This window comes from Luteibacter sp. W1I16 (genome assembly GCF_050434905.1).
GTDB lineage: Bacteria > Pseudomonadota > Gammaproteobacteria > Xanthomonadales > Rhodanobacteraceae > Luteibacter.
Window position 1 is genome coordinate 3815876 of record NZ_JBNDJJ010000001.1, and the last position, 24284, is coordinate 3840159.

Consider the following 24284-nt stretch of genomic DNA (forward strand, 5'->3'; position numbering starts at 1 on the left):
ACATGCTGCTGACGTGCTTCCTGTTCCTGGTGTCCGCCGGGGCCATCTATTTCGCCTGCGAATACTTCGTCAATGGCGTCGAATGGTTCGGGCGCAAGCTCAACCTCGGTTCGACCACGACGGGTACCGTGCTGGCCGCCTTCGGCACCGCCTTGCCGGAAAGCGCCGTGACCTTCGTGGCCGTGGTTTTCGGCAAGACGCCGGAGGCGCGTGACATCGGCGTCGGTGCGGCGCTCGGCGGTCCCCTGGTGTTGGCGACCATCGCGTATGCGGTGGTCGGATTCGCTTTATATGCAGGGCGTAAACGCCTGAAGAGACCGGATACGCGGGTCCGGGTGGATAACCGGCGGTTGGCCCGCGACCAGTCGTGGTTCCTCGCGATCTTCGTCGTCAAGGTGGGCCTCGGCCTGGTCGCCTTCAGCTGGAAGCCGTGGCTTGGCGTGCTGTTCCTGCTTTCGTACGGGTTCTATGTGTGGCGCGAAATGCGCGACGACACCAGCGGGCCGGACGACGAGGTGCTGGAGCCGCTCACCTTCCGACCGCACGACGCGAACCCAGGCATGAACTGGGTGATGTTGCAGACGGGGCTGGCCCTGGTGGTGATCGCCATCGCCTCGCGCACCTTCGTGTGGCAGCTGGAGGCGCTGGGCGAGTTCTTCCATCTGTCGCCGCATCTGGTCGCGCTGGTGCTGAGCCCGGTCGCCACCGAATTGCCCGAGACGGTGAATGCGCTGATCTGGGTGCGCCAGGGCAAGGAGCGGCTGGCGCTGGCGAACATCTCGGGGGCGATGATGATCCAGGCGACGATCCCCAGTTCATTGGCGTTGTTCGCCACGCCGTGGTTGTTCGACACGCCGCTGATCGTGGCGGGCGTGATCACGGCCGTGGCGGTGGTGGCCCTGTGGGCGATGTTCCGCCGGGGAGCGGTCGAGGCACGCTGGCTGATGCCGATCGGGGCGCTTTATGGGGTGTTCGCGCTGTTCGTGGGGTGGTATTTCGGGGTGCGCTGAGGGGGCCCGAATCGCCGATAGGATCGGCTCCCACCAGTCAGCGATAACTTGGTGGGAGCCGATCCTATCGGCGATGCTCTGGCTCTAACTTGGTGGGAGCCGATCCTATCGGCGATGCTCTGGCTCTGGTGGGAGCCGGCTGTGCCGGCGATGGGGTCGCCTCGGTGACCGGCCTGCCTCAGTCCGGATGCGACGCGCTACGGTCGCGGTCGGCGCCCATCTTGCGGTCGAGCTTGCCGAAGATCTTCTTGAACGCCCGCGAGAACTTGCCCCGCTTGGTCTTGCGTGTCTTCTCCTCTTCCGAGGTGAGCCACGCCACCTGGATCACCCGGCGCTCGCCCTCGTAGGGCAGGTGGCCGTGGAAGGAATTCTCCGCCCGGCGGAACACGGCGAATTCGCCGTACAGCGGCTTCAACTCGGGCGCAACCATATCGTCTATGTTATTGATCGAACGAAGAAAACGCAGGCAGCCATCGCTGGTGTCCGGCCACATCGGGTTGAGATAGATCAGCGCCGTGGCGATCTTCGACTTGCTGTCGGTGTGGATCGTGCCGTGGCGGCGGTTGAGCAGGCGGCAGAGGGTGACCAGGGTGGGGTAGTTCTCCAGGCCCTCGATGCCCAGGTGGCGGCCGATGGCCGCGGAGAACGCCCGCGAGGTCATCTGTTCCACCAGCTCGTTCACGGACGGACCGCAGTCGCTCGCGTCGTACGGGAAGAACCCCGCGCTGCTGTATTGCGGGAAGTCGCGCTCCAGGTCGTTGCGCGCGTCATCCGGGAGCTGTCCGTGGGCGATCATGAACGAGAACGGCTCGTGCCTGATGTCGGTGTCGGGACGTTCCAGGCGGGCGGGGTCGAGCAGCATGCGGGCGAGTCTCGGGTAGGTACCTCACGGGCATTGTATCGTGTCGGGCCGCCGTCCCCGCGATATCCGGCCACGTGCGCGTTCATCGTTTGCCGGTGGACAGAATGGGCTTTCACACCTATCATTCTTACCCGCCCTACGATTCCTTATCCCCAAGGCCCACGAGCCGCTTTTTGCTGGCTTGCGGGCTTTGCTGCACCTGAAGGCGGCCATCCCATGCGTACTCCTGCTCTGCTTGCTCTCGAAGACGGCAGCGTTTTTCACGGCCACGCGGTCGGTGCCCGCGGTGAGACGGTTGGCGAGGTGGTGTTCAACACCGCCATGACCGGTTACCAGGAAATCCTGACCGACCCGTCGTACTCCCGCCAGATCGTCACGCTCACCTATCCCCACATCGGCAATACCGGCACCAACGACGTCGACGTCGAGGCCGACCGCGTCCACGCGGCCGGCATGATCGTGCGCGACGTGCCGCGCCTGGCCAGCAACTGGCGCAGCACCGAACCGCTGCCGCACTACCTCGCCCGCCACGGCGTGGTCGCCATCGCGGGGATCGACACGCGCCGGCTCACCCGCATCCTTCGCGAGAAGGGCGCGCTCAACGGCTGCATCGTGGCCGGCGAAGGCATCGACGCGGACGCGGCGGTGGCCAAGGCGAAGGCCTTCCCGGGCCTCAACGGCATGGACCTGGCCAAGGTGGTCAGCACCACCAAGACCTACCAGTGGAGCGAGGGCGTCTACGACCTCGACAAGCAGGCCTTCTACAACGCGCCGAAGAAGTACCGCGTGGTGGCCTTCGATTACGGCGTGAAGCAGAACATCCTGCGCCTGCTCGCCGGCCGCGGCTGCGACATCACCGTGGTTCCCGCGCAGACGCCGGCCTCGGAAGTGCTGGCGATGAATCCCGACGGCATCTTCCTCGCCAACGGCCCGGGCGACCCGGCCGCGTGCGACTACGCCATCGCCGCGACGCGCGAGATCCTCGAAACGAAGATCCCGCTGTTCGGCATCTGCCTGGGCCACCAGATCCTGGCGCTCGCCATCGGCGCGAAAACCTCGAAGATGAAGTTCGGCCACCACGGTGCGAACCACCCGGTGAAGGACCACGATTCGGGCCGCGTTCTGATCAGCTCGCAGAACCACGGCTTCGCGGTGGATCCGGACACCCTGCCGGCCAACGTGCGCATCACCCATACCTCGCTGTTCGACGGCTCCCTGCAGGGCTTCGCCCTGACGGATCGCCCGGCCTTCTGCTTCCAGGGTCACCCGGAAGCCAGCCCGGGCCCCGAGGACGTCGGCTACCTGTTCGACCAGTTCATCGCCTCGATGGAGCAGGGCAAGGCGAAGAAGGCGTCCTGACGCCGTATCGCCGCCCGCTAGACCATCAGCCTTCGATTCGCGAGAGAAACCATGCCCAAGCGTTCAGACATCAAGACCATCCTCGTCATCGGCGCCGGCCCGATCGTCATCGGCCAGGCCTGCGAGTTCGACTACTCCGGCGCGCAGGCATGCAAGGCGCTGAAGGAAGAGGGTTACCGCGTCGTCCTGGTCAATTCGAACCCGGCGACGATCATGACCGATCCCGAGACGGCCCACGCCGTCTACATCGAGCCGATCAACTGGCAGACCGTCGAGCGCATCATCGCCAAGGAGCGCCCGGACGCCGTGCTGCCCACGATGGGTGGCCAGACCGGCCTCAACTGCGCGCTCGACCTCGCCGACAACGGCGTGCTCGAAAAGTACAACGTCGAGCTGATCGGCGCGTCGCGCGACGCCATCCGCATGGCGGAAGACCGCGACCTGTTCCGCAAGGCCATGGCAGAGATCGGCCTGGAATGCCCGAAGGCGGAAGTCGCCCGTTCGATGGAGCAGGCGCTGGAAATCCAGACCACCGTCGGCTTCCCGACCATCATCCGCCCGAGCTTCACCCTCGGCGGTTCGGGCGGCGGCATCGCCTATAACAAGGAAGAATTCGTCGAGATCGTCGGCCGCGGCCTCGAACTCTCGCCCGTGCACGAGGTGCTGGTCGAGGAGTCGGTGCTGGGCTGGAAGGAATTCGAGATGGAAGTGGTCCGCGACAAGGCGGACAACTGCATCATCGTCTGCTCGATCGAGAACTTCGATCCGATGGGCGTGCATACGGGCGACTCGATCACCGTCGCGCCGGCGCAGACGCTCACCGACAAGGAATACCAGCGCCTGCGCAACGCGTCCATCGCGGTGCTGCGCAAGATCGGCGTCGATACCGGCGGCTCCAACGTGCAGTTCGGCATCAACGCCGAGGACGGCCGCGTCGTGGTCATCGAGATGAATCCGCGCGTGTCGCGTTCCTCGGCGCTGGCCTCCAAGGCCACCGGTTTTCCGATCGCCAAGGTCGCCGCCAAGCTCGCCGTCGGCTATACGCTCGACGAACTCAAGAACGACATCACCGGTGGTCTCACCCCGGCCTCGTTCGAGCCGTCGATCGATTACGTCGTCACCAAGATTCCCCGCTTCGCCTTCGAGAAGTTCCCGGCCGCCGACGCGCGCCTCACCACCCAGATGAAGTCGGTGGGCGAGGTGATGGCGATGGGCCGCACCTTCCACGAGTCGATGCAGAAGGCCCTTCGCGGCCTGGAAATCGGCAAGACCGGCCTGAACCCCACCGGCCTGGACATTGGCAGCGAGGAAGGCTTCCAGATCCTCAAGCGCGAACTGCGCGAGCCGCGTCCGGATCGCGTCTTCCACGTGGCCGACGCCTTCCGCGCGGGCCTCTCGCTGGAAGAGGTGCACAACCTCACGCGCATCGATCCCTGGTTCCTCGCCGCGTTCGAGGACATCGTGATGACCGAGGGCGAGGTGCAGCGCCAGGGCCTCACCGCGCTCGACGAGCCGCGCATGCGCGAACTCAAGCGCATGGGCTTCTCCGACGCGCGCCTGGCCGAACTGGTCGGCACCGACGAAGCCGCCGTGCGCCACGTGCGTCGCACCCTGGGCGTGCGCCCGGTGTACAAGCGCGTCGACTCGTGCGGCGCCGAGTTCGCCACCACCACCGCGTACATGTATTCCACGTACGAGGAAGAGTGCGAAGCGAACCCGACCGACAGGGACAAGATCATCGTCCTCGGCGGCGGCCCGAACCGCATCGGCCAGGGCATCGAGTTCGATTACTGCTGCGTGCACGCGGCCATCGCCCTGCGCGAGGACGGGTTCGAGACCATCATGGTCAACTGCAACCCGGAGACCGTGTCCACCGATTACGACACCTCCGACCGCCTGTACTTCGAGCCGCTGACGCTGGAAGACGTGCTGGAGATCGTCGACCTCGAAAAGCCCAAGGGCGTGATCGTGCAGTACGGCGGCCAGACACCGCTGAAGCTCGCACGCGCGCTCGAAGCCGCGGGCGTGCCGGTGATCGGTACCTCCGCCGAGTCGATCGACCTGGCGGAAGACCGCGAGCGTTTCCAGAAGCTGATCACCAAGCTCGATCTCAAGCAGCCGCCGAACCGCACCGCGCGCAACGCCGACGAAGCGCTGGCCCTGGCTCGCGAGATCGGCTACCCGCTGGTCGTGCGCCCGAGTTACGTGCTCGGTGGCCGCGCCATGGAAATCGTCTACGCCGACGCCGACCTGTCGCGCTACATCCGCGACGCCGTGCAGGTGTCGAACGACTCGCCGGTGCTGCTCGACCGCTTCCTCGACCACGCGGTGGAAGTGGACGTGGACATCGTCGCGGACGCCGAGGGCAACGTGCTGATCGGCGGCATCATGGAGCACATCGAGGAAGCCGGCGTGCACTCGGGCGATTCCTCGTGCTCGCTGCCACCGTATTCGCTCTCGCAGGAAGTGCAGGACGAAATGCGCCGCCAGGTCACCGAGCTGGCCCGTGAACTGAAGGTCATCGGCCTGATGAACACGCAGTTCGCCATCCAGGGCGACGACGTCTTCATCCTCGAAGTGAACCCGCGCGCCTCACGCACGGTGCCCTTCGTGTGCAAGGCCACGGGCATGTCGCTGGCGAAGATCGCCGCGCGCGCCATGGCCGGCCGCACGCTCGCCGACCAGGGCGCGACGAAGGAGATCATCCCGTCGTATTACTCGGTGAAGGAAGCGATCTTCCCGTTCCTGAAGTTCCAGAACGTCGATCCGATCCTCGGTCCCGAGATGCGTTCCACGGGTGAGGTGATGGGCGTCGGCCGCAGCTTCGGCGCCGCCTTCGCACGCGGGCACGAGGCCGCCGGTATCAAGGCGCCGCCGAAGGGCAAGGTCTTCATGTCGGTGCGTGACGCCGACAAGGACCGCTTGCTGCCGATCGCCCAGGACGTCGCCGCGCGCGGCTACGTGATCGTGGCCACGACCGGTACGGCCGCGTTCCTGGAGCACAACGGCGTGAAGTGCGAGCGCATCAACAAGGTGCTCGAAGGCCGTCCGCACATCGTCGACCTGATCAAGAACGGCGAAGTGGTCTATATCGTCAACACGACGGAAGGCAAGCAGGCCATCTCCGATTCGTTCTCGATCCGTCGCGAGGCCTTGCAGCAGCGCGTCACCTATTCCACGACCGTCGCAGGCGCGCGTGCCCTCGTGCACTCGCTCGACTTCCACGCCAATGGCGAAGTGAACAGCCTGCAGGACCTGCACAAGGAGTTGAACGCATGAGCGCCAGCCGTCCTCCCCTGACCCAGAAGGGTGCCGATCGCCTGCGCGACGAACTCGAATACCTCAAGCGCGTGAAGCGTCCGGAGATCGTCGCGGCCGTCGCCGAGGCGCGGGCGCATGGCGACCTGAAGGAAAACGCCGAGTACCACGCCGCGCGCGAGATGCACGGCTTCAACGAAGGCCGCATCGCCGAACTGGAAGCCGCGCTGTCCAACTCCGAGGTGATCGACACCGAGCGGCTCAGCGTCGGCAAGCGCATCGTCTTCGGCGCCATCGTCGACCTCGTCGATGTCGACACGGACGCGGAGGTCACCTACCAGATCGTGGGTGACCTCGAGGCCGACATCAAGCAGAACCTCATCGCGGTGTCGTCGCCTATCGCGCGTGCCCTGATCGGCAAGAGCGAAGGCGACGAGTTCGATTTCACCGCACCCAACGGCGTGAAGACCTTCGAGATCAAGGCCGTCCGCTACAGCTGACGCCTCAGAGCAGATCGGCCTGCTGGGTGGCGGTGTACCAGAGCAGGCCGTAATGCCCATAGGGGAACGTGTAGCTCGCCGTTTCCCCCTGGATCTGCGAGGTGTGCACCCCGTAGACCACGCAGACGCCGCCGTAGCAGTTGATCTCGTCGGCGTACGATTTGAACGAGTACATCTTCGCCCCGAAACGGTGTCCCGCGATGCCGTTGAGGAAGGGGCTGCCGATCGACAGGCCCCAGGCCCCGCAGGTCGTCGTGGCCACGTTGAAGGGATACATGCCGCAGGAATAAAGGCCGCGGAAGGCCCCGGCGATGCCGATGAAGGTGTTGACCGAGTCGGAGGCGCCAATGCGGTCGATCACGCGGGCGGCGAGCGTGGCGCCCATCGAGTGCCCGATGACGTCGATCTTGCCAGTACAGGAAGAAGCCAGCGCATCGACGATGGCGTTCTCCACCGGCGTTTCCTCGCTGCCGTTGTGGTCGTTGCAGGCGGCGCAGAACGCGTTGCCCCAGCTTGGCGCGATGATTTGCGATTCGGTGTAGCCACGCTGGCGGAGCAGGTCATGGGTGGCCTGGAAATCGGATGGGCTACCGGTGTTGCCATGCACGAGCACGACGGAATCGACGCAGGCGGCATGGACGGAACCGCAGGCGAGCAACAACAGGGCGAACAGCGACATGGTGAAACGCATGGCTTTGCCTCCGTGGTGTGATGCGCGCGGTCAGACCACCCCGAGCGCGTAGTAGGCGACGATCGCCACGAAGACCGCGAGGGTCTTGATGACGGTGATCGCGAAGATGTCGCGGTACGACTGGCGATGGGTGAGGCCGGTCACGGCCAGCAGGGTGATAACGGCCCCGTTATGCGGCAGCGTATCCATGCCGCCGGACGCCATCGCGGCGATGCGGTGAAGCACTTCCATCGGAATGCCGGTGGCATGCGCGTTCTCGATGAAGGACTGGCTCATCGCGCCGAGCGCGATGCTCAATCCACCCGAGGCCGATCCGGTGATACCGGCGAGCGCGGTGACGGACACGGCTTCGTTGACGAGCGGGTTGGGTATCGCGTGCAGGGCGTCCGCAACCGTGCGGAAGCCGGGCAGGGCGGCGATCACGGCGCCGAAGCCGTATTCGGATGCCGTGTTCATCGAGGCGAGCAGCGCACCGCCCACGGCGGCTTTGCTGCCTTCGGCGAAACGGGTGGCGACCGGGCGCCACGCGAAGGCCAGCACGCAGGCGATGCCGAGCAGCAGCGCCCCTTCGACGGCCCATATCGCGGCCACCCTGGACACGTCCTGCACGACCGGAGGGGCACTGCCCACGACGGTGGGCACGAAGGATTGGGTGTCGCCGTAGACACGCGGTATCGCCATGGTGAGCAGCTTGTTCGCGACACCCACGACGACCAGCGGCAGGAGGGCGACGAAGGCATGCGGCAAGCGCTCGCCGGTGAAGGCGACAGGCTCATTGGCGAGATCGTCCCCATAGCCTTCCCCGGCCATGGCAGCTTTCCGCCGCCGGCGTTCCAGGTAGAACAGACCGGCGGCGAGGATGAAGACCGAGCCCAATGCGCCCAGCCAGGGCGCGGCCCAGGTGTCCGTGCCGAAGAACGCGGTGGGGATGATGTTCTGGATCTGCGGCGTGCCCGGCAACGAATCCATGGTGAAGGTGAACGCGCCCAGCGCGATCGTTCCGGGGATCAGCCGCTTCGGTATGCGTGCCTGGCGGAACAGTTCCGCGGCGAAGGGGTAGACCGCGAAGACGACGACGAAGAGCGACACGCCGCCATAGGTGAGCAGCGCGCAAACCAGAACGATCGAGAGAATGGCGCGCTTCTCACCGAGCAGTCCGATGGTGCCGGCGACGATGGAGCGCGAAAAGCCCGAGAGTTCGATCAGCTTGCCGAACACCGCGCCGAGCATGAACACGGGGAAGTACAGCTTGAGGAAGCCGACCATCTTGTCCATGAACAGGCCGGTGAACATCGGCGCGACGAGGCCGGGGTTGGTCAGAAAGACCGCGCCCAGCGCCGCCACCGGCGCGAACAGGATGACGCTGTAGCCGCGGTAGGCGACCAGCATCAGGAAGGCCAGCGCGGCCAGCACGATCAGCAATGCCATCGAAACATCCGTCCCCAGGGTCGGTCTATGCGTCCGTCGGACGGCGAGTATCCGCAGGCACGGGATGGCGCGGCACTGTACCAAGGTACAAGTGTGGCCATCACGGCCTGTTCCTATGCTTCGTGTCATTCGGCGCCGAGGGGGCGTCGCGCACAGGTATCCGGGGGATGTCCATGAAGCACGCACCGCTGACGCTGGCGATCGGTCTGGCAATCGGTTTCGCCGCCACGCTTCCCGCCATGGCGCAGGACGCCGGTCAGGCGAACGCGCCGACGACGGAAGCGAAGAAGAAGCAGCAGGAGGCCACGCAACTCACCGAGGTGACCGTGAGCGCGCGGCGCCGCGAGGAGTCGCTGGAGAAGGTGCCCGTCGCGGTGAGCGCCTTTTCCGAAGAGGACATGAAGGACTTGCAGGCGACCAGCATCGACTGCCTGCAAGGCGCGGTGCCCAACATGAACATCGTGCAGGGGCGCGGCTCGTCGTCGTCGGTGAACATCTTCATCCGTGGCATCGGCCAGCCGGACGCCTTGCAGACATTCGACCCGGGCGTGGGCATGTATGTGGACGACGTGTACTACTCACGCATCCAGGGTGCCCTCATCAGCCTGTTCGACGTCGACCACGTGGAAGTGCTGCGCGGTCCGCAGGGCACGCTGTACGGAAAGAACTCCACCGGCGGCGCGGTCAAGGTCGTCACGAAGAACCCGGGCAGCACGCCGGAGGGATCGGTCGAGGCCACGTTCGGCAACTATGGCCGCCGGGAAGGCCGCTTCTACGGCTCGACGCCGCTGGGGAAGGACGGTGCATGGTCCGCCTCGCTGGCCGGGGCGATCACGCGCAACGACGGCTATGTCCACGACTACAGCGGCCACGACTTCAACAACGACGACACCAAGTCGGTCCGCGGCAAGCTGCGCTTCCATCCTTCCGACACTTTCGATGGCGTGCTGACCCTCGACTACACGAAAATGGATACCGCGCTCACGCTCGGCCAGCCGGTGTCGCGGCTGACCCGCACCGACCTCGTCCTCGGCACGGTGACCTTGCTGCGGCCCAACCTCGACGAAAAGTACAACTTCCATACGCGGACCTCGTTCCCGCCGAACGATGGCCAGGAGCTCACGCATAAGGGCGTGGCACTGAACATGAACTGGAAGCTGTCCGACCAGTGGAACCTGAAGAGCATCACCGCCTACCGCAAGCTCGATAGCGAGTCCTATATCGACATCGACGCTTCGCAGTTCGAACTCGGCGACGTCTTCGTCGGCTTCCACCAGAAACAGGCCAGTCAGGAACTGCAGCTGGCTTTCGATAACGGCAGCAACCTGCAATCGGTGTTCGGCGCGTACTTCCTGCGCGAGAACGTGCCGTCCACGCAGTACGCGTTCGCGGACGACCTGTTCGCCGTGGCGGGCCGGACGGTGCCTTTCCTGCGCACCATCGGCGACGATCTCACGACGAAGAGCTGGGCGGGTTTCGCCCACGTGAACTGGGAATTCGCGCCGAGCTGGACGCTTGCCGCCGGCATGCGATACAGCAAGGAAAGCAAGGATTACGATCGTACGACCAGCACGTTCTGGGGCGCGCCACTGACCGCCTTGAACGAGACCGTGCCGCTCTCCCGCAGCAAGGACTGGACGGCGTGGACGCCGACGGTGAGCCTGCAAAAGCAGTTCGATCCGCAGACGATGTGGTATGTCTCCGCCAGCCGCGGCTTCAAATCGGGCGGTTTCAATGGCCGTGCGAATTCGGCGGCCGAGGCGAAGACGGCCGAGTTCGATCCGGAAACCGTGTGGACTTTCGAGACGGGCCTGAAGCTGCGCAGCGCGGATAACCGCCTGCAGGCCAACCTGGCGGCCTTCCACAGCAACTACAAGGATTTCCAGGCGCGCGTCTCCGAGATCCAGAATCCCGGCTCGCTGACGCCGACGTTCGCCTTCCCCGTGATCAACGCCGCGAAGCTGAAGATGGACGGCTTCGAGGCCGAGGGTGTCGCGCTGTTGGGCGAGGGTACTCGCCTGAGTACGCAGATCGGTTATCTGAAGGCGAAGTACGACCGTTTCGACGACGCGCGGCTCGATCCGTCCAATCCGCAGTACAACCCGACGATCCACGACCACGTGCCGTTCTCGCCGAAGTGGACCGCGCGAGTCGCGGCGACGCAGACGTTCAACCTCGCGGGTGGCGCGCTGACCGTGGGTGCCGATGCCTCCTACCGCACCGAGACGTGGCTCAGCGTGGACAATTACGCGGCGTTGAGCCAGAAGGCATACACGCTGGTCGGCGCGTTCGGCATCTTCGATTCGGGCGACGGCCACTGGCAGTTCCGCGCCGGCGTCCGCAATGCGACGAACAAGGTCTACAAGACCGATGGCCAGGAGTTCTCGAGCGTGGGTAACATCCGCACGGCGTACTACGGCATGCCGCGCAATTACTACGCGTCGGTACGCTACAACTTCTGACAAGGGGACCACGATGCGCCGTCTGTTGCTTAGCTTCGTCTTGCTCGCCGGTGGCGCTTCCGCCGCCGATGTCCCGCCCGCGCTGCCTTCGCTGAAGATCGACGCGGCGCGTGTCACGGTCGCGGGCTTGTCTTCGGGTGCCTACATGGCGACCCAGGCACAGGTCGCCTATCCGGACGTGTTCCACGGTGCGGCGCTGGTCGCTGGCGGTCCCTATGGCTGTGCCCAGGGGAAGCTCGACGTGGCCTTGGGTAGTTGCATGAAGGGAACGCCCGCGCCGGATGTCGCGACGCTCGCGGCGCAGGCACAGGCTCGTGCCGCCAAGGGCGAGATCGGTCCGCTGGCGAAGCTCGCTTCGGCGAAGATCTATGCCTTGCATGGTGCGCAGGATGCGCTGGTGGCTCCGGCGGTGGGACACGCCTCGGCGGGTTTCTACGAGGCGTTGAAGAAGGCCGATCCGGCGCTAGCCGGCATGAGTGTCGTCGACGACGGCGATCGCGCTTTTGCGCATAACCTGCCGATCGCTGCCAAGGGCGACGATTGCGGCAAATCCGTTTCACCCTTCCTTGGCCATTGCGGGTTCGACGCGGCCGGGGAAATTTTCGCGAGGCTTTATGGGAAGCCTGCGCATGCCGCCTCGATGGCTCGTGGCGAAGTCCGCGCGTTCGACCAGGATGCTTACAGGAAAGACGGCAGGGACGCGTTCCTGGCTTCGACGGGTTATGTCTACCTGCCACCGGACTGCCTGGCCGGAAAGCCCTGCGGCGTGATGGTCGCCTTGCACGGCTGCAAGCAGAACGCCGACCTGGTCGGGAAGGCCTTCGTGGAGGATGCCGGACTCAACCGCTGGGCGGACGTCTACGACGTGGCGGTCCTGTATCCTCAGACCCGCGCGGTGTTCGCGCCATTGAATCCGCAGGCATGCTGGGACTGGTGGGGTTACTCGGGGGAGAACTACGACACACGCGCCGGCGTGCAGTTGCGCTGGCTGGTGGATGCGTTGCGTGGATTGGGGCTTCCGGCCGTGAAATGAGTCGTATCGCCGGCGAAGCCCTTCGCCTCTCCCGCCCATGAGCCCCTGGATCGTCACCACCGCCGCGGGCCTCTGGCTGTGCATGCTCTTCGCCGTGGCGCTCTTCGGCGAGCGCAAGCCCGCCTTCCTCGAACGCCGCTGGGCGATCGTTTACGCGCTCTCCCTGGCGATCCACTGCACCTCGTGGACCTTCTACGGCACGGTCACCCAGGCCTCGCGTTCCGGCTGGTGGCTGCCGCCGACCTTCGTCGGCGCGATCCTGATGTACCTGTTCGCCGTGGGGGTGTTGCGGCGGCTCGTCGTCATGGCCCGCGACTACAACGCCGGCTCCGTCGCCGACCTGGTTTCCGCACGGCTTGGCCGGCATCGCGGGCTTGCCGCGCTGGTTACCGTGGTGATGCTGATCGGCATCGTCCCGTACATCGCGCTGCAACTGAAAGCCGTGGCGATGAGCTACGGCCTGCTCGCTCGCGGGCGCGACGCCGAGGCCCCGGCATGGCAGGACAGCGCCCTCTACGTCGCCTTGCTGATGGCCGCGTTCGCGATGCTGTTCGGCACGCGGCGGGCCTCGGCCATGGCGCACAACCGTGGCCTCGTTCTCGCCATGGCCTTCGAATCGCTGTTCAAGCTGGCCGCGATGCTCGCGCTGGGGACACTGTTGATCGACGCCGCGCCCGACCCGGCCGCGGTCGCGCGCGCGGCGGCGATGCCGCATGACGCCAGCGGGTTCCCCGCGCTGATCCTGCTCGGCGCATTGGCGATGTTCACGCTCCCGCACCAGTTCCACGCGGGCATGGTGGAGTGCCGCGACGTGCGTCACGTCCGTACGGCGAGATGGCTCTTCCCTGCCTACATGCTGCTGATCTCGCTGCCGATCCTGCCCCTCGCGAAGCTCGGCGACGCCACGCTCGCTCCTCTCGGCGTGCCGTCCGACCTCTACGTACTGGCGCTGCCTCTGTCACGCCAGCAAGGTGGCCTGGCGTTGTTCGCCTTCCTCGGCGGACTGTCCGCGGCGACCAGCATGGTCGTCGTCGCCACGCTGGCGCTCAGCCTGATGGTGGTGAATCACTTCATCGCGCCCTTGCGCGTACTCGGCGGCTGGGGCCGCGATGAACGCGGCGACTTGCGCGGGCAAGTCATCACGCAGCGCCGCCTCGCGATCGTCGCGGTGATCCTGCTGGCCTGGGCATACAGCCGCATGCTTGCCGGCAACGATGCGCTGGCGGATATCGGCGGCATCTCGTTCTCCGCGCTGGCCGGTCTCGCTCCCGCCTTGCTGGTCGCCGTGTACCGGCCACGTACCGGCGCGCGCGCGGTAGGTGCCGGTCTCGTCGCCGGCACCCTGGTGTGGCTGTATGTCGTGCTGCCCGCCCTGGTCGCGCCCGGGCCGGCATGGGTGGTCGACGGTCCATTCGGCGTCGGCTGGCTGGCTCCCGACCGCCTGCTCGGGCTCGACGACTGGAGCCGCCTCGGCCGCGCCGTGGTGCTAGGGCTCGGTGCGAATATCGCCACGATCGTCCTGGTCGCGCCATCGCGCTACGGCCGCGCGGCGCTACCGTCCGCGGAGCTGGGCGGTGTCGACGTCGGCGACCTGCGTGCGCTCGCCGCGCGTTTCCTCCCCGCCGAGCGCGTGCACGTCTTGTTCGAAGAAGCTCCCTCGCACGGTGCCGCGGGCGGCGGGCTCGCCGCGCTCGTGGAGCACGAACTGGCCGCGGTGATCGGCGCAGGGTCCGCCCGCCTGCTGTTGCAGGTGGTCCATCGGCAACGGCAGGATGAACTGGATACCGTGGCCGCGATCGTCGGCGAAGCGACCCAGGACCTGCGCTTCAACCAGCGCGTGCTCGAAGCCGCCCTGGAAACGATGAGCCAGGGCATCTGCGTGGTAGACGCGGACCTGCGCCTGGTGGCGTGGAACAAGCCGTATGCGGAACTGTTCGGTTACCCTCCGGACATGTTGCGCGTGGGCCGTCCAGCGGCGGATCTCGTTCGCCACAACATCGCCGGCGGACTGATCGGGCCGGGCGACATCGACTCGCGCGTGGAGCGCCGCATCGCCCGCATGCGCTCCGGTTCGCCGCACCTTGCCGAACGTCGCTTTCCCGACGGCACCGTGGTGGAGATCCGCGGCAATCCCATGCCGGGCGGCGGATACGTCGCCACCTTCACCGACGTCACCTCGTTCCGAGAGGCCGAGGACGAGTTGATCCGCGCCAACGAGACGCTCGAACTGCGGGTGACCGAACGCACGGTCGAGTTGCAGCAGGCGATGGCTGCCGCGCACCAGGCGAACGAGGCGAAGGGGCACTTCCTCACCGCGGTGAGCCACGACTTGTTGCAGCCGTTGCACGCCGCCCAATTGTTCGCGCATGCGCTGCGCTCGGGCCATGGCGACGGCGAAACGGTACGACACCTGGATGGCGCGCTGGTCGCCACGGAAAACCTGCTGGCGGGATTGCTCGACATCGCACGTCTGGAAGGCGGGAGGCTGGAGCCGCGCGTGATCGACGTGGCGCTCGCCGACGTCATCGGGCCGCTCGCGGCGGAAAGCCGCGCACTAGCCGCGGAACGCGGTATCCGTTTCGACTGCGTGCCGACGCGCGCGTGGGTGCGAACGGATCCCCACCTGCTGCGCAGGATCGTGCAGAACTTCCTGGCCAACGCGCTGCGTTATGCCGAAGGCGGCCGCGTGTTGCTCGGCTGCCGGCGCACCGCTGGCGGCGTGCGCATCGAAGTATGGGATACCGGACCCGGCATCGCCCTGGACGATCGCGACGTGATCTTCGAGGCGTTCCGGCGTGGCGACGCCGCGGCGGGGCAGGGGCTCGGGCTCGGCCTGGCCATCGCCGAGCGCACGGCCGCCTTGCTGCGCCATCCGCTGTCGTTGCGCTCGTGGCCGGGGCTCGGCAGTGTGTTCGACGTGGCCGCACCCGTCGCCCCGCGTGGCGTCATCGAGACGGCGCCGCCGCCCGCGCTCGTCGCGCCCGGCACCGGCCATGCCGTCGTCGTGGATAACGATCCCGTGGCGCTCCTCGCCACCGCGACCTTGTTGCGGGGTCTCGGCTGGACGGTCGACGCGCTGCGCACGCCCGAGGGGCACGCGAGCGTGCCCGACCTGCTCGTGCTCGACTACCACCTCGATGCGGGCCGTACGGGCCTGGAAGCCTTGCGTGTCTTGCGCGAGCGTTTCGGTGACGTGCCCACGGTCTTCGTCACCGCCGACCGCGACGTGGACCTGCGGGCGCGGCTTCAGGAAGCCGGTGGAAGCGTGCTCTACAAGCCGTTGAAACCGCTCGCGATGCGGCAGGCGATGCAACGGTTGGTCGCGAGGGCCTAGCGGCCCGGCCGATCGTCAGGGCTCCGCGCCACCGAGATCCAGCGACCGCAGCAACACGCCCGCCTGCGTGCGGTTGCGCACTTCGAGCTTTTCGAAGATCGCGGTGACGTGAGCTTTCACGGTGCGCTCCTGCACGCTCAGCCGGTCGGCGATCTGCTTGTTGAGCAAACCTTCGGCGAGCATGGAAAGCACGCGGAACTGCTGCTCGGTGAGACGGGCAAGCCGTGCGGCGAGCACCGTGTCGCCGGAATCCGCGGGCAGCGCGGCGACCGCCCGTGCCAGGTCCGGCGGCAACCAATGACCGTGTTCCAGCACGTTGCGCACCGCATCGGCGATGGTCGCCGGATCGGCGCTCTTGGGAATGAAGCCCGCGGCGCCATGCGCGAGGACGCGCCGCACCACCGAAGGTTCGTCGTGGGCCGACACCACCAGCACGGCCACGCCGGGGAATTGTCCACGCAAGGCGGCCAGTCCCGAGAGGCCCCGGCTGCCCGGCATGCGCAAGTCGAGCAGCACGAGGTCGGTATCGGGCGTGATGGACAGCGCGGCAAGAAGGCTGGCGAGGTCGGCCGCGTCCGACACGACGGCATCGGGCACGGCCGCGGCGGCCGCTTGCCGTAGCGCGGCGCGGAAGAGGGGATGGTCGTCGGCGACGAGGATGCGGTTCATCGTCGCCGACGGTAGCCGCGTAACGCGGTCCAGTCGAGTGCGTCGTGCCCTTTCGTACGATGGCGGATGGTGGGCCGCTTGCTATCGTGCGCCGATGTCACGCATCTTCTCCCTGGCCGTCATCGCCGCCGCTTCGTTCGGTGTCCTCTCCTGCGCGACGGCGCCCGCCACGAGGAAAGAGGCCATGTCCACCCCCGACCGCTTCGGCGAAGTACGCGTCACCACGCACCGCGACGGCGACGACCTGTTGAGCGCGGGACTGGGCTTGCGCGGTCTCGCCGGCACGCCCGCGGCCTTTGCCCGGCCTGCGGCGCCGACGCCCGCGGAGCTTCGCCGGCGCGCGATCCAGAGCAACTGGAAAGGCATCGCCGACCTCGGTCCCCTTGGCGGCTTCGGCACGGTCTATGGGCAGGTGCCGAACGTGCCGGGCCGGGAGTTCACCGCGTTCGCCACCTTGCCGGGCGCGCGCGTTCCGCATCGTGTGCTGGTCCAGGTACCGGACGATTTCGATCGCGTGAAGCGTTGCCTCGTCGTCACCGCATCATCGGGCTCGCGCGGAATCTATGGCGCCATCGCCCTCGCGGGAGGATGGGGGCTGCCGCGAGGCTGTGCCGTGGCCTACACCGACAAGGGCACCGGCGCCGGTTATTTCGACACGGCCGACGGCACCGGCGTCGCGCTGGACGGCACGCGGGCGAAGGCCGGCGAGGCGCCACTGGAATTCGAACCCGTGGGAGCGTCGCCGGACGCGGGCATCGCGGTGAAGCACGCGCATTCCGGTGACAATCCCGAAGCCGACTGGGGCAACCATGTGTTGCAGGCAGCGCGCTTCGGCCTAGCCATGCTCGACCGCGCGTTTCCCGATGAAGCGCCCTTCACGGCGAGGAACACCCGCATCATCGCCACGGGCCTGTCCAACGGCGGCGGCGCGGTGCTGCGCGCGGCGGGCGACGACGAGGACGGCATGCTCGCCGCGGTCGTCGCACTGGAGCCGAACATCCACGTGCCGGGCCATGGCCGTCCCTTCTACGACTACGCCACGGAGGCGGCGCTGCTGCTTCCGTGCGCGCTTGCCGCGCCGGCCTTCGACGGCATGCCGTTCGCGCGCGTGGCTGGTGCTGCCCCGCCGGCATGGGCCTTGCGCTGCGCCTCGCTGCGCGCCCATGGCAAGTTGTCGGCGGTGACGCCGGCGGCCCAGGCCGCGGAGGCGCTGGCCATGCTGCGCGCATCGGGATGGCAGGACGATGCGATGGCGGTCGGCGCCTCGTCGACCTCGCTCGATCTCTGGCGCGCCGTGACCGCCGCCTATGCCTCCGCCTACCTCCGACGGCCCGTGGGCCACATGCCGTGTGGGTTCTCATATCGCGCGCAATTTCCGGGCGGCGGCCTGGCCGACCCGGCGGCAGCGATCGTTCGGGCCGCCTGGTGGGCCGACGGCTCCGGCGTGCCCCCGAGCGCGGGCGTCCTGCTCGCAGGGGGTACCGACGTTTCACTGGACCCGACCCTGCCGGGTAACCTCTGCCTGCGCGAGTTGTGGACGGGGCAGGGGCCGGATGCGGACGGCTTGCGCCAGGGCGTCGAGGCCACCGCGGCGCGATTGCCGCGCGCGGGCCTGCCGGTGCTCGTGGTCCATGGCGCGCAGGACGGCCTCATCCCGGTGGCCTTCAGTTCCGAGCCCTACGTGAAGTGGCTGCGTGCATCGGGACGCCTGCCGGTGTTCTGGAAAGTGCCGTATGCCCAGCATTTCGACGCCTTCCTGGCCTTCCCCGACTTCGGCGACCGGCATGTGCCGCTGCTGCCCTTCGGCTATGCCGCGCTGGACCGCGCCTGGGCGCACGTGACGGAGGGCAGGCCACTGCCGGAAGACGCGGCGGTGCGTGGGGCGCGTCCGCGCGGCACCGGCGCGCTGACCGCCGAAAACCTCGGTTTGCCCCCACATTGAGGCCTTCGTCACGCCTTCTTGCTTGAACTCTTGGGAATGCGGCGCCATCTTCGGTAGCCTTTGCAGCCCCCGGCCCGGCCGCGCGAAGCGACCGGGCCGACTTTCAACGAGTTACAGGAACCGCGATGACCATCAACGTCACCATGAAGACGAACAAGGGCGACATTCACCTGCGCCTGCATGACGAGAAGACCCCGATGACGGTGGCGAACTTCGTCAACCTCGCCAAGCGCGGCTATTACGATGGCCTGTCGTTTCATCGCGTCATCCCCGATTTCATGATCCAGGGCGGCTGTCCGGAAGGTTCGGGCCGTGGCGGCCCGGGCTACCGCTTCGGCGACGAATTCGACGCCAACCTCAAGCACGACAAGCCGGGCATCCTGTCCATGGCCAACGCCGGCCCGGGCACCAACGGCTCGCAGTTCTTCATCACGCACGGCCCGACCCCGTGGCTCGACGGCAAGCACAGCGTGTTCGGCGAGGTCGTGGGTCCGGAAGACCAGGCCGTGGTCAACAAGATCGTCGGCGACGACACCATCGAAAAGGTGACGGTCGAGGGCGACGTGGACGCGCTGCTGGAGAAGCAGGCGGCCAAGGTGAAGGAATGGAACGAGGTGCTCGACGCGCGCTGAGGCGGGCGAGGGTGCATCGAGGTTAAAACGCCGCCTTCGGGCGGCGTTTTCGTGTTCCCGAATCGCCGACAGGGTCGGCTCCCACAAAGGTAGGCGGCTTGGTGGGAGCCGATCCTGTCAAGGATGGGCGGCTTGGTGGGAGCCGACCCTGCCGGCGATCCGCGCGGCAGCGCGGCCATACAGCCCAGGAGTAAGGCCATCCGGTGGGAGCCGACCCTGTCGGCGATCCGCGCGGCAGCGCGGTCAGACCTCCGCACCCCGTGTTAAAATGCCCGCCTTTGCCCATCCCCCCGCCGAGGAAACGATGCCGCAGCTCGCCAAGCGTATGGGTCGCGCGAAACCCAGTGCGATCATGGTCATTGCCGAGAAGGCCAAGCGCCTGAAAGCCGAGGGGCGCGACATCGTCAGCTTCTCGATCGGCGTGCCCAATTTCCTCCCCGGCGAGCACGTCTACGCCGCCGCCCGCGAGGCGCTGGCGAAGGACTCGGGCCAGTACGGCAGCAATCGCGGCGCCGACGCGCTCATCGACGCGTTCCTCGCGCACATCGAGGCACTGGGTCTCAGCGGCTACACCCGCGCCAACGTGACGACCGGCGTGGGCGCCAAGCAGGTGCTCTACAACCTCGCCGAGGCCCTGCTCGACGAAGGCGACGAGATCGCCTTCCCGGCGCCGTACTGGACCAGCTACCTCGACATCGCCGAGATCGTCGGCGCGAAGATCAACATCCTGCCGTGCCCGCCGGAGCAGCACTACAAGCTCACGCCGGCCCAGCTCGATGCCGCGCTGGCCCGCAAGCCGCGCGTGTTCCTGTTCAACAACCCGTCCAACCCCACGGGCATGGTCTACACGCGCGAGGAAATCGTCGCGCTCGCCGACGTGATCGCGAAGTATCCGGACACCTGGATCATCACCGACGACATCTACAACACGATGGTGTTCGACGGCGTCGGCTATCACAACTTCGTGCACGTGCGTCCGGAACTGAAGGACCGCGTGATCTTCGTCGACTCGCTGTCGAAGACCTACGGCATGCCCGGCTGGCGCGTGGGTTTCATCGCCGCGCCCGAAGCCGTTGCGTTGGCCGTCACGACGCTCAACTCCAATCACATCACCAGCCTTCCCGAAGTGGTCGGGGCAGCGGCCGTCGCCGCGCTTTCCGGTCCGCAGGACGTGCCGGCGGCGAAGTGCGTGGAATTCGCGGCCAAGCGCGACCGCGTGTACAACGCCCTGGTGTCCATCCCGGGCGTGGTCTGCCCGCGTCCGCAAGGCGCGTTCTACGCGTTCCCGGACATCTCCGTGGCTTTTGGCAAGAATCACAACGGCGTGGCCATCGAGTCCGACGTCGACTTCTGCGCCGTGTTGCTGGAAGCCAAGGGCGTGGCCTGCGTACCCGGCTCCGCGTTCGGCGAGCCACGTGCGCTGCGCATTTCCTATTCCTGCCCCGACGAGGCACTCGACAAGGGCATGGCCCGTATCGTCGAGTTCTTCGCCGAACTGAACTGATCGTCAGTCCCAAGCGATATCCCCGAGGAGTCGAAAGATGAAAGCACCCGTTCGCGTTGCCGTCACCGGCGCAGCCGGCCAGATCGGTTATGCCTTGCTGTTCCGTATCGCCGCTGGCGACATGCTGGGCCCGGATCAGCCGGTGATCCTGCACCTGCTCGAAATCACCCCGGCCTTGCCGTCCCTGCAGGGCGTGGTGATGGAACTCAACGACTGCGCGTTCCCGACGCTGGCCGGCGTGGTCGCCACCGACGACGTGAATGTCGCCTTCAAGGATGTCGACTACGCGCTGCTCGTCGGCGCGCGTCCGCGCGGCCCGGGCATGGAGCGCAAGGATCTGCTGGAAGCCAACGGCGCCATCTTCGGCCCGCAGGGCAAGGCCCTGAACGATCACGCCAAGCGCGACGTGCGCGTGCTGGTCGTCGGCAATCCTGCCAACACCAATGCGCTGATCGCCCAGCAGAACGCCCCGGATCTCGATCCGAAGTGCTTCACGGCGATGGTCCGCCTCGACCACAACCGCGCGCTGTCGCAGCTCGCCGAGAAGACGGGCGCGCATACGACCGACATCAAGAAGGTCACCATCTGGGGCAACCACAGCTCCACGCAGTACCCGGACCTCCACGAGACCACCGTGAAGGGCAAGGCGGCGCTCGAACTGGTCGACCAGTCCTGGTACGCCGACACCTTCATCCCGACCGTGCAGCAGCGCGGCGCGGCGATCATCAAGGCGCGTGGCGCCTCGTCGGCCGCCTCGGCCGCCTCAGCGGCGATCGACCACATGCGCGACTGGGCGCTCGGCACGGCCGAGGGCGACTGGGTTTCCATGGGTATCCCGTCCGATGGCTCCTACGGCATCGAGCCGGGCGTGATCTTCGGTTACCCGGTCACGGTGAAGGATGGCAAGTACGCCATCGTCCAGGGCCTGAAGATCAACGAGTTCTCCCAGGCACGCATCGACGCGACCGACAAGGAACTGCGCGAAGAGCGCGCCGGCGTGCAGCACCTCTTCAGCTGAGTGGTGGGAGCCGACCTTCCGCGATGACTGGTGGGAGCCGACCTTGTCGGCGATCCCGCGGTAGCGGGCAGGTTGAGGCAAGCACCCATCGCCGCTGAAGCGGCTTCCCACCCGGATCTGGCGAGATTTGTTCCCGCCAACAAAAAGGCCGCGCCGCGGGGCGCGGCCTTTTTGTTTGGCCGGGAGGACTGCTACCTTCGACGTGCATTCCGAAGTTGGCGAGGAATTTCCTCCATGGCCCACAGTTCACGACTCGTCGTCTATGCCGCGCTCGCGGCCAATGTCGGCATCGCCATCGCCAAGTTCATCGCGGCGGCGGTGAGCGGCAGCTCCGCCATGCTTTCCGAAGGCGTGCATTCACTGGTCGACAGCATCAACGAGGTCTTGCTGCTGCACGGATTGCGCCGGTCGCAGCGACGGCCCGACCGGCAGCATCCACTGGGATTCGGAAGGGAACTGTACTTCTGGAGCTTCATCGTCGCCTTGCTGGTGTTGGCGCTCGGTGCGGGCTTTTCGCTGTACGAAGGCGTCAATCACATCCTTTCGCCGGAACCGCTGCGCGATCCCACGTTGAACTACATCGTGCTCGCGGTGGGCGTGCTCTTCGAAGGCACGTCGTGGTGGCTTTCGCTCAAGAGCGTGCAGCGCAAGAAGGGCAAGCTAGGCTACTTCGAGGCGTTCCGCAGTACGAAGGACCCGACCACATTCTCCGTGCTGTTCGAGGACAGCGCGGCGTTGATCGGACTCGCCATCGCCGCGATGGGCATATACCTGTCGCACGCGCTGGGCGATCCACGCATCGACGGCTGGGCCTCCATCGGCATCGCGGCGGTGCTGGCGCTGGCGTCGGCGATGCTCGCGCGCGAGAGCAAGGCCCTGCTCATCGGCGAGCCCGCGCAGCCACACCTGCTCGCCGATGTCTGTAGCATCGCGGGAAAGGTGGAAGGCGTGGAGGCGGTCAATGGCGTGCTCACCGTGCAGGTGGGGCCGGACCATGTGCTGGTGGCGTTATCTGCCGCCTTCGACGACCGCCTGACCACAGTGGAAATCGAACAGTGCGTGAGGACGATCGAGGCGCGGACGAAAGAGGCCAAGCTGCCGATCGTGGCGTTGTTCGTCAAACCACAGACACCGGAAAGCTGGCGCGAGCGCTTGCGCGAACTCGACGGCGAATCCTGACCGTTCGCAAGTAGAGTGGACCTGGTGGTGGGAGCCGACCTTGTCGGCGATCCCGCGGTAGCGGGGCCCAGGGTGCGGCAAGCACCCATCGCCGACAGGGTCGGCTCCCACCGAGCTCTCACCAGGATCGTTTACTCAGGGATCACCCGCTCAGGAGTGATCGCCTTCCTTCGGCGGCTTGCCGCGGCCTTCGATGTGACCACCAAAGCCCATGCGCATCGCGGACAGCAGGCGTTCGGCGTAGGTATGGTCCTGGCGCGAACGGAAGCGGGCGAACAGCGCGGAGGTGAGCACTTCGGCGGGAACGGCCTGCTCGATCGCCGCGTTGATCGTCCAGCGGCCTTCGCCGGAGTCGTCGACGTAGCCGGAATAATTGTCCAGTTCCGGTCCCTTGGCCAGAGCGCTGGCGGTGAGGTCGAGCAACCAGGAGGACACGACGCTGCCGCGGCGCCAGACTTCGGCGATGTCGGCCATGTCGAGTTCGTAGCGCTCGCGCTCCGGCAAATGGCCGGCGTTGCGGTTCTTCAGGATGTCGAAGCCTTCCGCGAACGACTGCATCATGCCGTACTCGATGCCGTTGTGGATCATCTTGACGAAGTGGCCCGCACCGGCGGGGCCGGCGTGCATGTAGCCGTTCTCGACGCGCGGATCGCGGCCTTCGCGGCCTTCGGTGCGCGGGATGTCGCCGGCGCCGGGGGCGAGGGTCTTGAAGATGGGATCGAGGTAGTCGACGGTCTGCTTGTCGCCGCCGATCATCATGCAGTAGCCGCGTTCGAGGCCCCACACGCCGCCGGACGTGCCGACGTCGACGTAATGCTGGCCCTTGGCGGCCAGGGTCTCCGCACGGCGGGCGTCGTCCTTGTAGAACGTGTTGCCGCCGTCGATGATGATGTCGTCCTTGCCCATCAGGTCGCTGACCTTGGCGATGGTGGTCTCGGTGATCTCGCCGGCCGGCAGCATGACCCACACCACGCGGGGCGAGGGCAGCGCCTTGACCAGGGCCTCCAGGGACTCGACGGCTTCACCGCCATCCTTCGCCAGCGCCGCGCGGGCGCCGGGATTGTTGTCGTACACCACGGTCTGGTGACCGTCCCTCATCAGGCGGCGGGCGATGTTGCCGCCCATGCGGCCCAGTCCGATCAAACCGATTTTCATGCGTGGGGTCCTCGATGTATGGAACGTGGGGAATATGCGGATGTCCTGGCGGGATGCAAGGTATACATAGGGATATGGCGCGGCGATCCCGGCAGGTCAGGCTCCCCCAATAGTGCGTTTTGCAGCCTCGTAAGTCGACCGCTTTCATCGTGTGACGGTCGCGTCGGCCCACGGCGGCGCGGGCTTGACGGAATGGTGAGAGCCGCAAGGTCGATCTGCGTTGACCTGACTTTCGGCAGGGTAGAGGT

General features: G+C 66.7%; 17 protein-coding genes. 12 read left to right on the forward strand and 5 right to left on the reverse strand.

Annotated elements, in window-relative coordinates:
* Nucleotides 1–2: 2 nt before the first annotated feature.
* Nucleotides 3–1010, forward strand: a complete 1008-nt coding sequence (locus QFZ41_RS16785) for a sodium:calcium antiporter (RefSeq protein ID WP_429199779.1) — start codon at nucleotides 3–5, stop codon at nucleotides 1008–1010.
* A 178-nt stretch (nucleotides 1011–1188) separates the two neighbouring features.
* On the opposite strand, the gene QFZ41_RS16790 is transcribed toward QFZ41_RS16785, so the two are convergent.
* Nucleotides 1189–1872 (reverse strand): 2OG-Fe(II) oxygenase, encoded by a 684-nt coding sequence (locus QFZ41_RS16790; RefSeq protein ID WP_429199780.1) that lies wholly within the window; start codon nucleotides 1870–1872, stop codon nucleotides 1189–1191.
* A 216-nt stretch (nucleotides 1873–2088) separates the two neighbouring features.
* Here QFZ41_RS16790 and carA point away from each other — a divergent pair, with 216 nt between their 5' ends.
* The 3 genes from carA to greA are packed head-to-tail and all read left to right on the forward strand — an operon-like array spanning nucleotide 2089 to nucleotide 6989.
* The gene (gene carA / locus QFZ41_RS16795; RefSeq protein WP_429199781.1) at nucleotides 2089–3231 is read left to right on the forward strand and encodes a glutamine-hydrolyzing carbamoyl-phosphate synthase small subunit; all 1143 of its coding nucleotides are present in this window, start codon (nucleotides 2089–2091) and stop codon (nucleotides 3229–3231) included.
* 51 nt (nucleotides 3232–3282) lie between these two features.
* A complete protein-coding gene (gene carB / locus QFZ41_RS16800; RefSeq protein ID WP_429199782.1) occupies nucleotides 3283–6510 on the forward strand; it encodes a carbamoyl-phosphate synthase large subunit in 3228 nt (1075 codons plus the stop codon).
* The gene (greA, locus tag QFZ41_RS16805) at nucleotides 6507–6989 is read left to right on the forward strand and encodes a transcription elongation factor GreA (RefSeq protein ID WP_429199783.1); all 483 of its coding nucleotides are present in this window, start codon (nucleotides 6507–6509) and stop codon (nucleotides 6987–6989) included. The genes carB and greA overlap by 4 nt, the downstream gene beginning before the upstream one ends.
* A gap of 4 nt (nucleotides 6990–6993) precedes the next feature.
* On the opposite strand, the gene QFZ41_RS16810 is transcribed toward greA, so the two are convergent.
* Nucleotides 6994–7680, reverse strand: a complete 687-nt coding sequence (locus QFZ41_RS16810; protein WP_429199784.1) for an alpha/beta fold hydrolase — start codon at nucleotides 7678–7680, stop codon at nucleotides 6994–6996.
* A gap of 30 nt (nucleotides 7681–7710) precedes the next feature.
* Nucleotides 7711–9108 carry a GntP family permease gene (locus QFZ41_RS16815; RefSeq protein ID WP_429199785.1) on the reverse strand — a complete coding sequence of 466 codons (1398 nt, stop codon included), beginning with the start codon at nucleotides 9106–9108 and terminating at the stop codon, nucleotides 7711–7713.
* Nucleotides 9109–9281: 173 nt separating this feature from the next.
* On the opposite strand from QFZ41_RS16815, the gene QFZ41_RS16820 reads away from it, so the two are divergent.
* Genes QFZ41_RS16820 through QFZ41_RS16830 form a run of 3 tightly spaced genes read left to right on the forward strand, consistent with a single transcriptional unit; the run spans nucleotide 9282 to nucleotide 15937 of the window.
* Nucleotides 9282–11570 (forward strand): TonB-dependent receptor, encoded by a 2289-nt coding sequence (locus QFZ41_RS16820; protein WP_429199786.1) that lies wholly within the window; start codon nucleotides 9282–9284, stop codon nucleotides 11568–11570.
* Between the two features lie 13 nt (nucleotides 11571–11583).
* The gene (locus QFZ41_RS16825; RefSeq protein WP_429199787.1) at nucleotides 11584–12603 is read left to right on the forward strand and encodes an extracellular catalytic domain type 2 short-chain-length polyhydroxyalkanoate depolymerase; all 1020 of its coding nucleotides are present in this window, start codon (nucleotides 11584–11586) and stop codon (nucleotides 12601–12603) included.
* A 37-nt stretch (nucleotides 12604–12640) separates the two neighbouring features.
* The gene (locus QFZ41_RS16830; RefSeq protein WP_429199788.1) at nucleotides 12641–15937 is read left to right on the forward strand and encodes a hybrid sensor histidine kinase/response regulator; all 3297 of its coding nucleotides are present in this window, start codon (nucleotides 12641–12643) and stop codon (nucleotides 15935–15937) included.
* Nucleotides 15938–15952: 15 nt separating this feature from the next.
* On the opposite strand, the gene QFZ41_RS16835 is transcribed toward QFZ41_RS16830, so the two are convergent.
* Complete coding sequence (locus tag QFZ41_RS16835; protein WP_429199789.1) at nucleotides 15953–16606, reverse strand: response regulator transcription factor; 654 nt, start codon at nucleotides 16604–16606, stop codon at nucleotides 15953–15955.
* A gap of 184 nt (nucleotides 16607–16790) precedes the next feature.
* Between QFZ41_RS16835 and QFZ41_RS16840 the strand changes: the two genes are divergently transcribed.
* The 5 genes from QFZ41_RS16840 (at nucleotide 16791) to QFZ41_RS16860 (ending at nucleotide 22881) form a co-directional block, all read left to right on the forward strand.
* Nucleotides 16791–18548, forward strand: a complete 1758-nt coding sequence (locus QFZ41_RS16840) for a 3-hydroxybutyrate oligomer hydrolase family protein (RefSeq protein WP_429199790.1) — start codon at nucleotides 16791–16793, stop codon at nucleotides 18546–18548.
* Between the two features lie 125 nt (nucleotides 18549–18673).
* A complete protein-coding gene (locus QFZ41_RS16845) occupies nucleotides 18674–19180 on the forward strand; it encodes a peptidylprolyl isomerase (RefSeq protein ID WP_429199791.1) in 507 nt (168 codons plus the stop codon).
* A gap of 304 nt (nucleotides 19181–19484) precedes the next feature.
* Nucleotides 19485–20684, forward strand: a complete 1200-nt coding sequence (locus QFZ41_RS16850; RefSeq protein ID WP_429199792.1) for an aminotransferase class I/II-fold pyridoxal phosphate-dependent enzyme — start codon at nucleotides 19485–19487, stop codon at nucleotides 20682–20684.
* A 37-nt stretch (nucleotides 20685–20721) separates the two neighbouring features.
* Nucleotides 20722–21702 (forward strand): malate dehydrogenase, encoded by a 981-nt coding sequence (locus QFZ41_RS16855; protein ID WP_429199793.1) that lies wholly within the window; start codon nucleotides 20722–20724, stop codon nucleotides 21700–21702.
* A 234-nt stretch (nucleotides 21703–21936) separates the two neighbouring features.
* A complete protein-coding gene (locus QFZ41_RS16860) occupies nucleotides 21937–22881 on the forward strand; it encodes a cation diffusion facilitator family transporter (protein ID WP_429199794.1) in 945 nt (314 codons plus the stop codon).
* Between the two features lie 150 nt (nucleotides 22882–23031).
* Here the strand turns inward: QFZ41_RS16860 and gnd are convergent, their stop codons facing one another.
* Entirely contained in the window at nucleotides 23032–24072 is a 1041-nt protein-coding gene (gene gnd / locus QFZ41_RS16865) for a phosphogluconate dehydrogenase (NAD(+)-dependent, decarboxylating) (protein WP_429200284.1), read from the reverse strand.
* Between the last annotated feature and the right edge of the window lie 212 nt (nucleotides 24073–24284).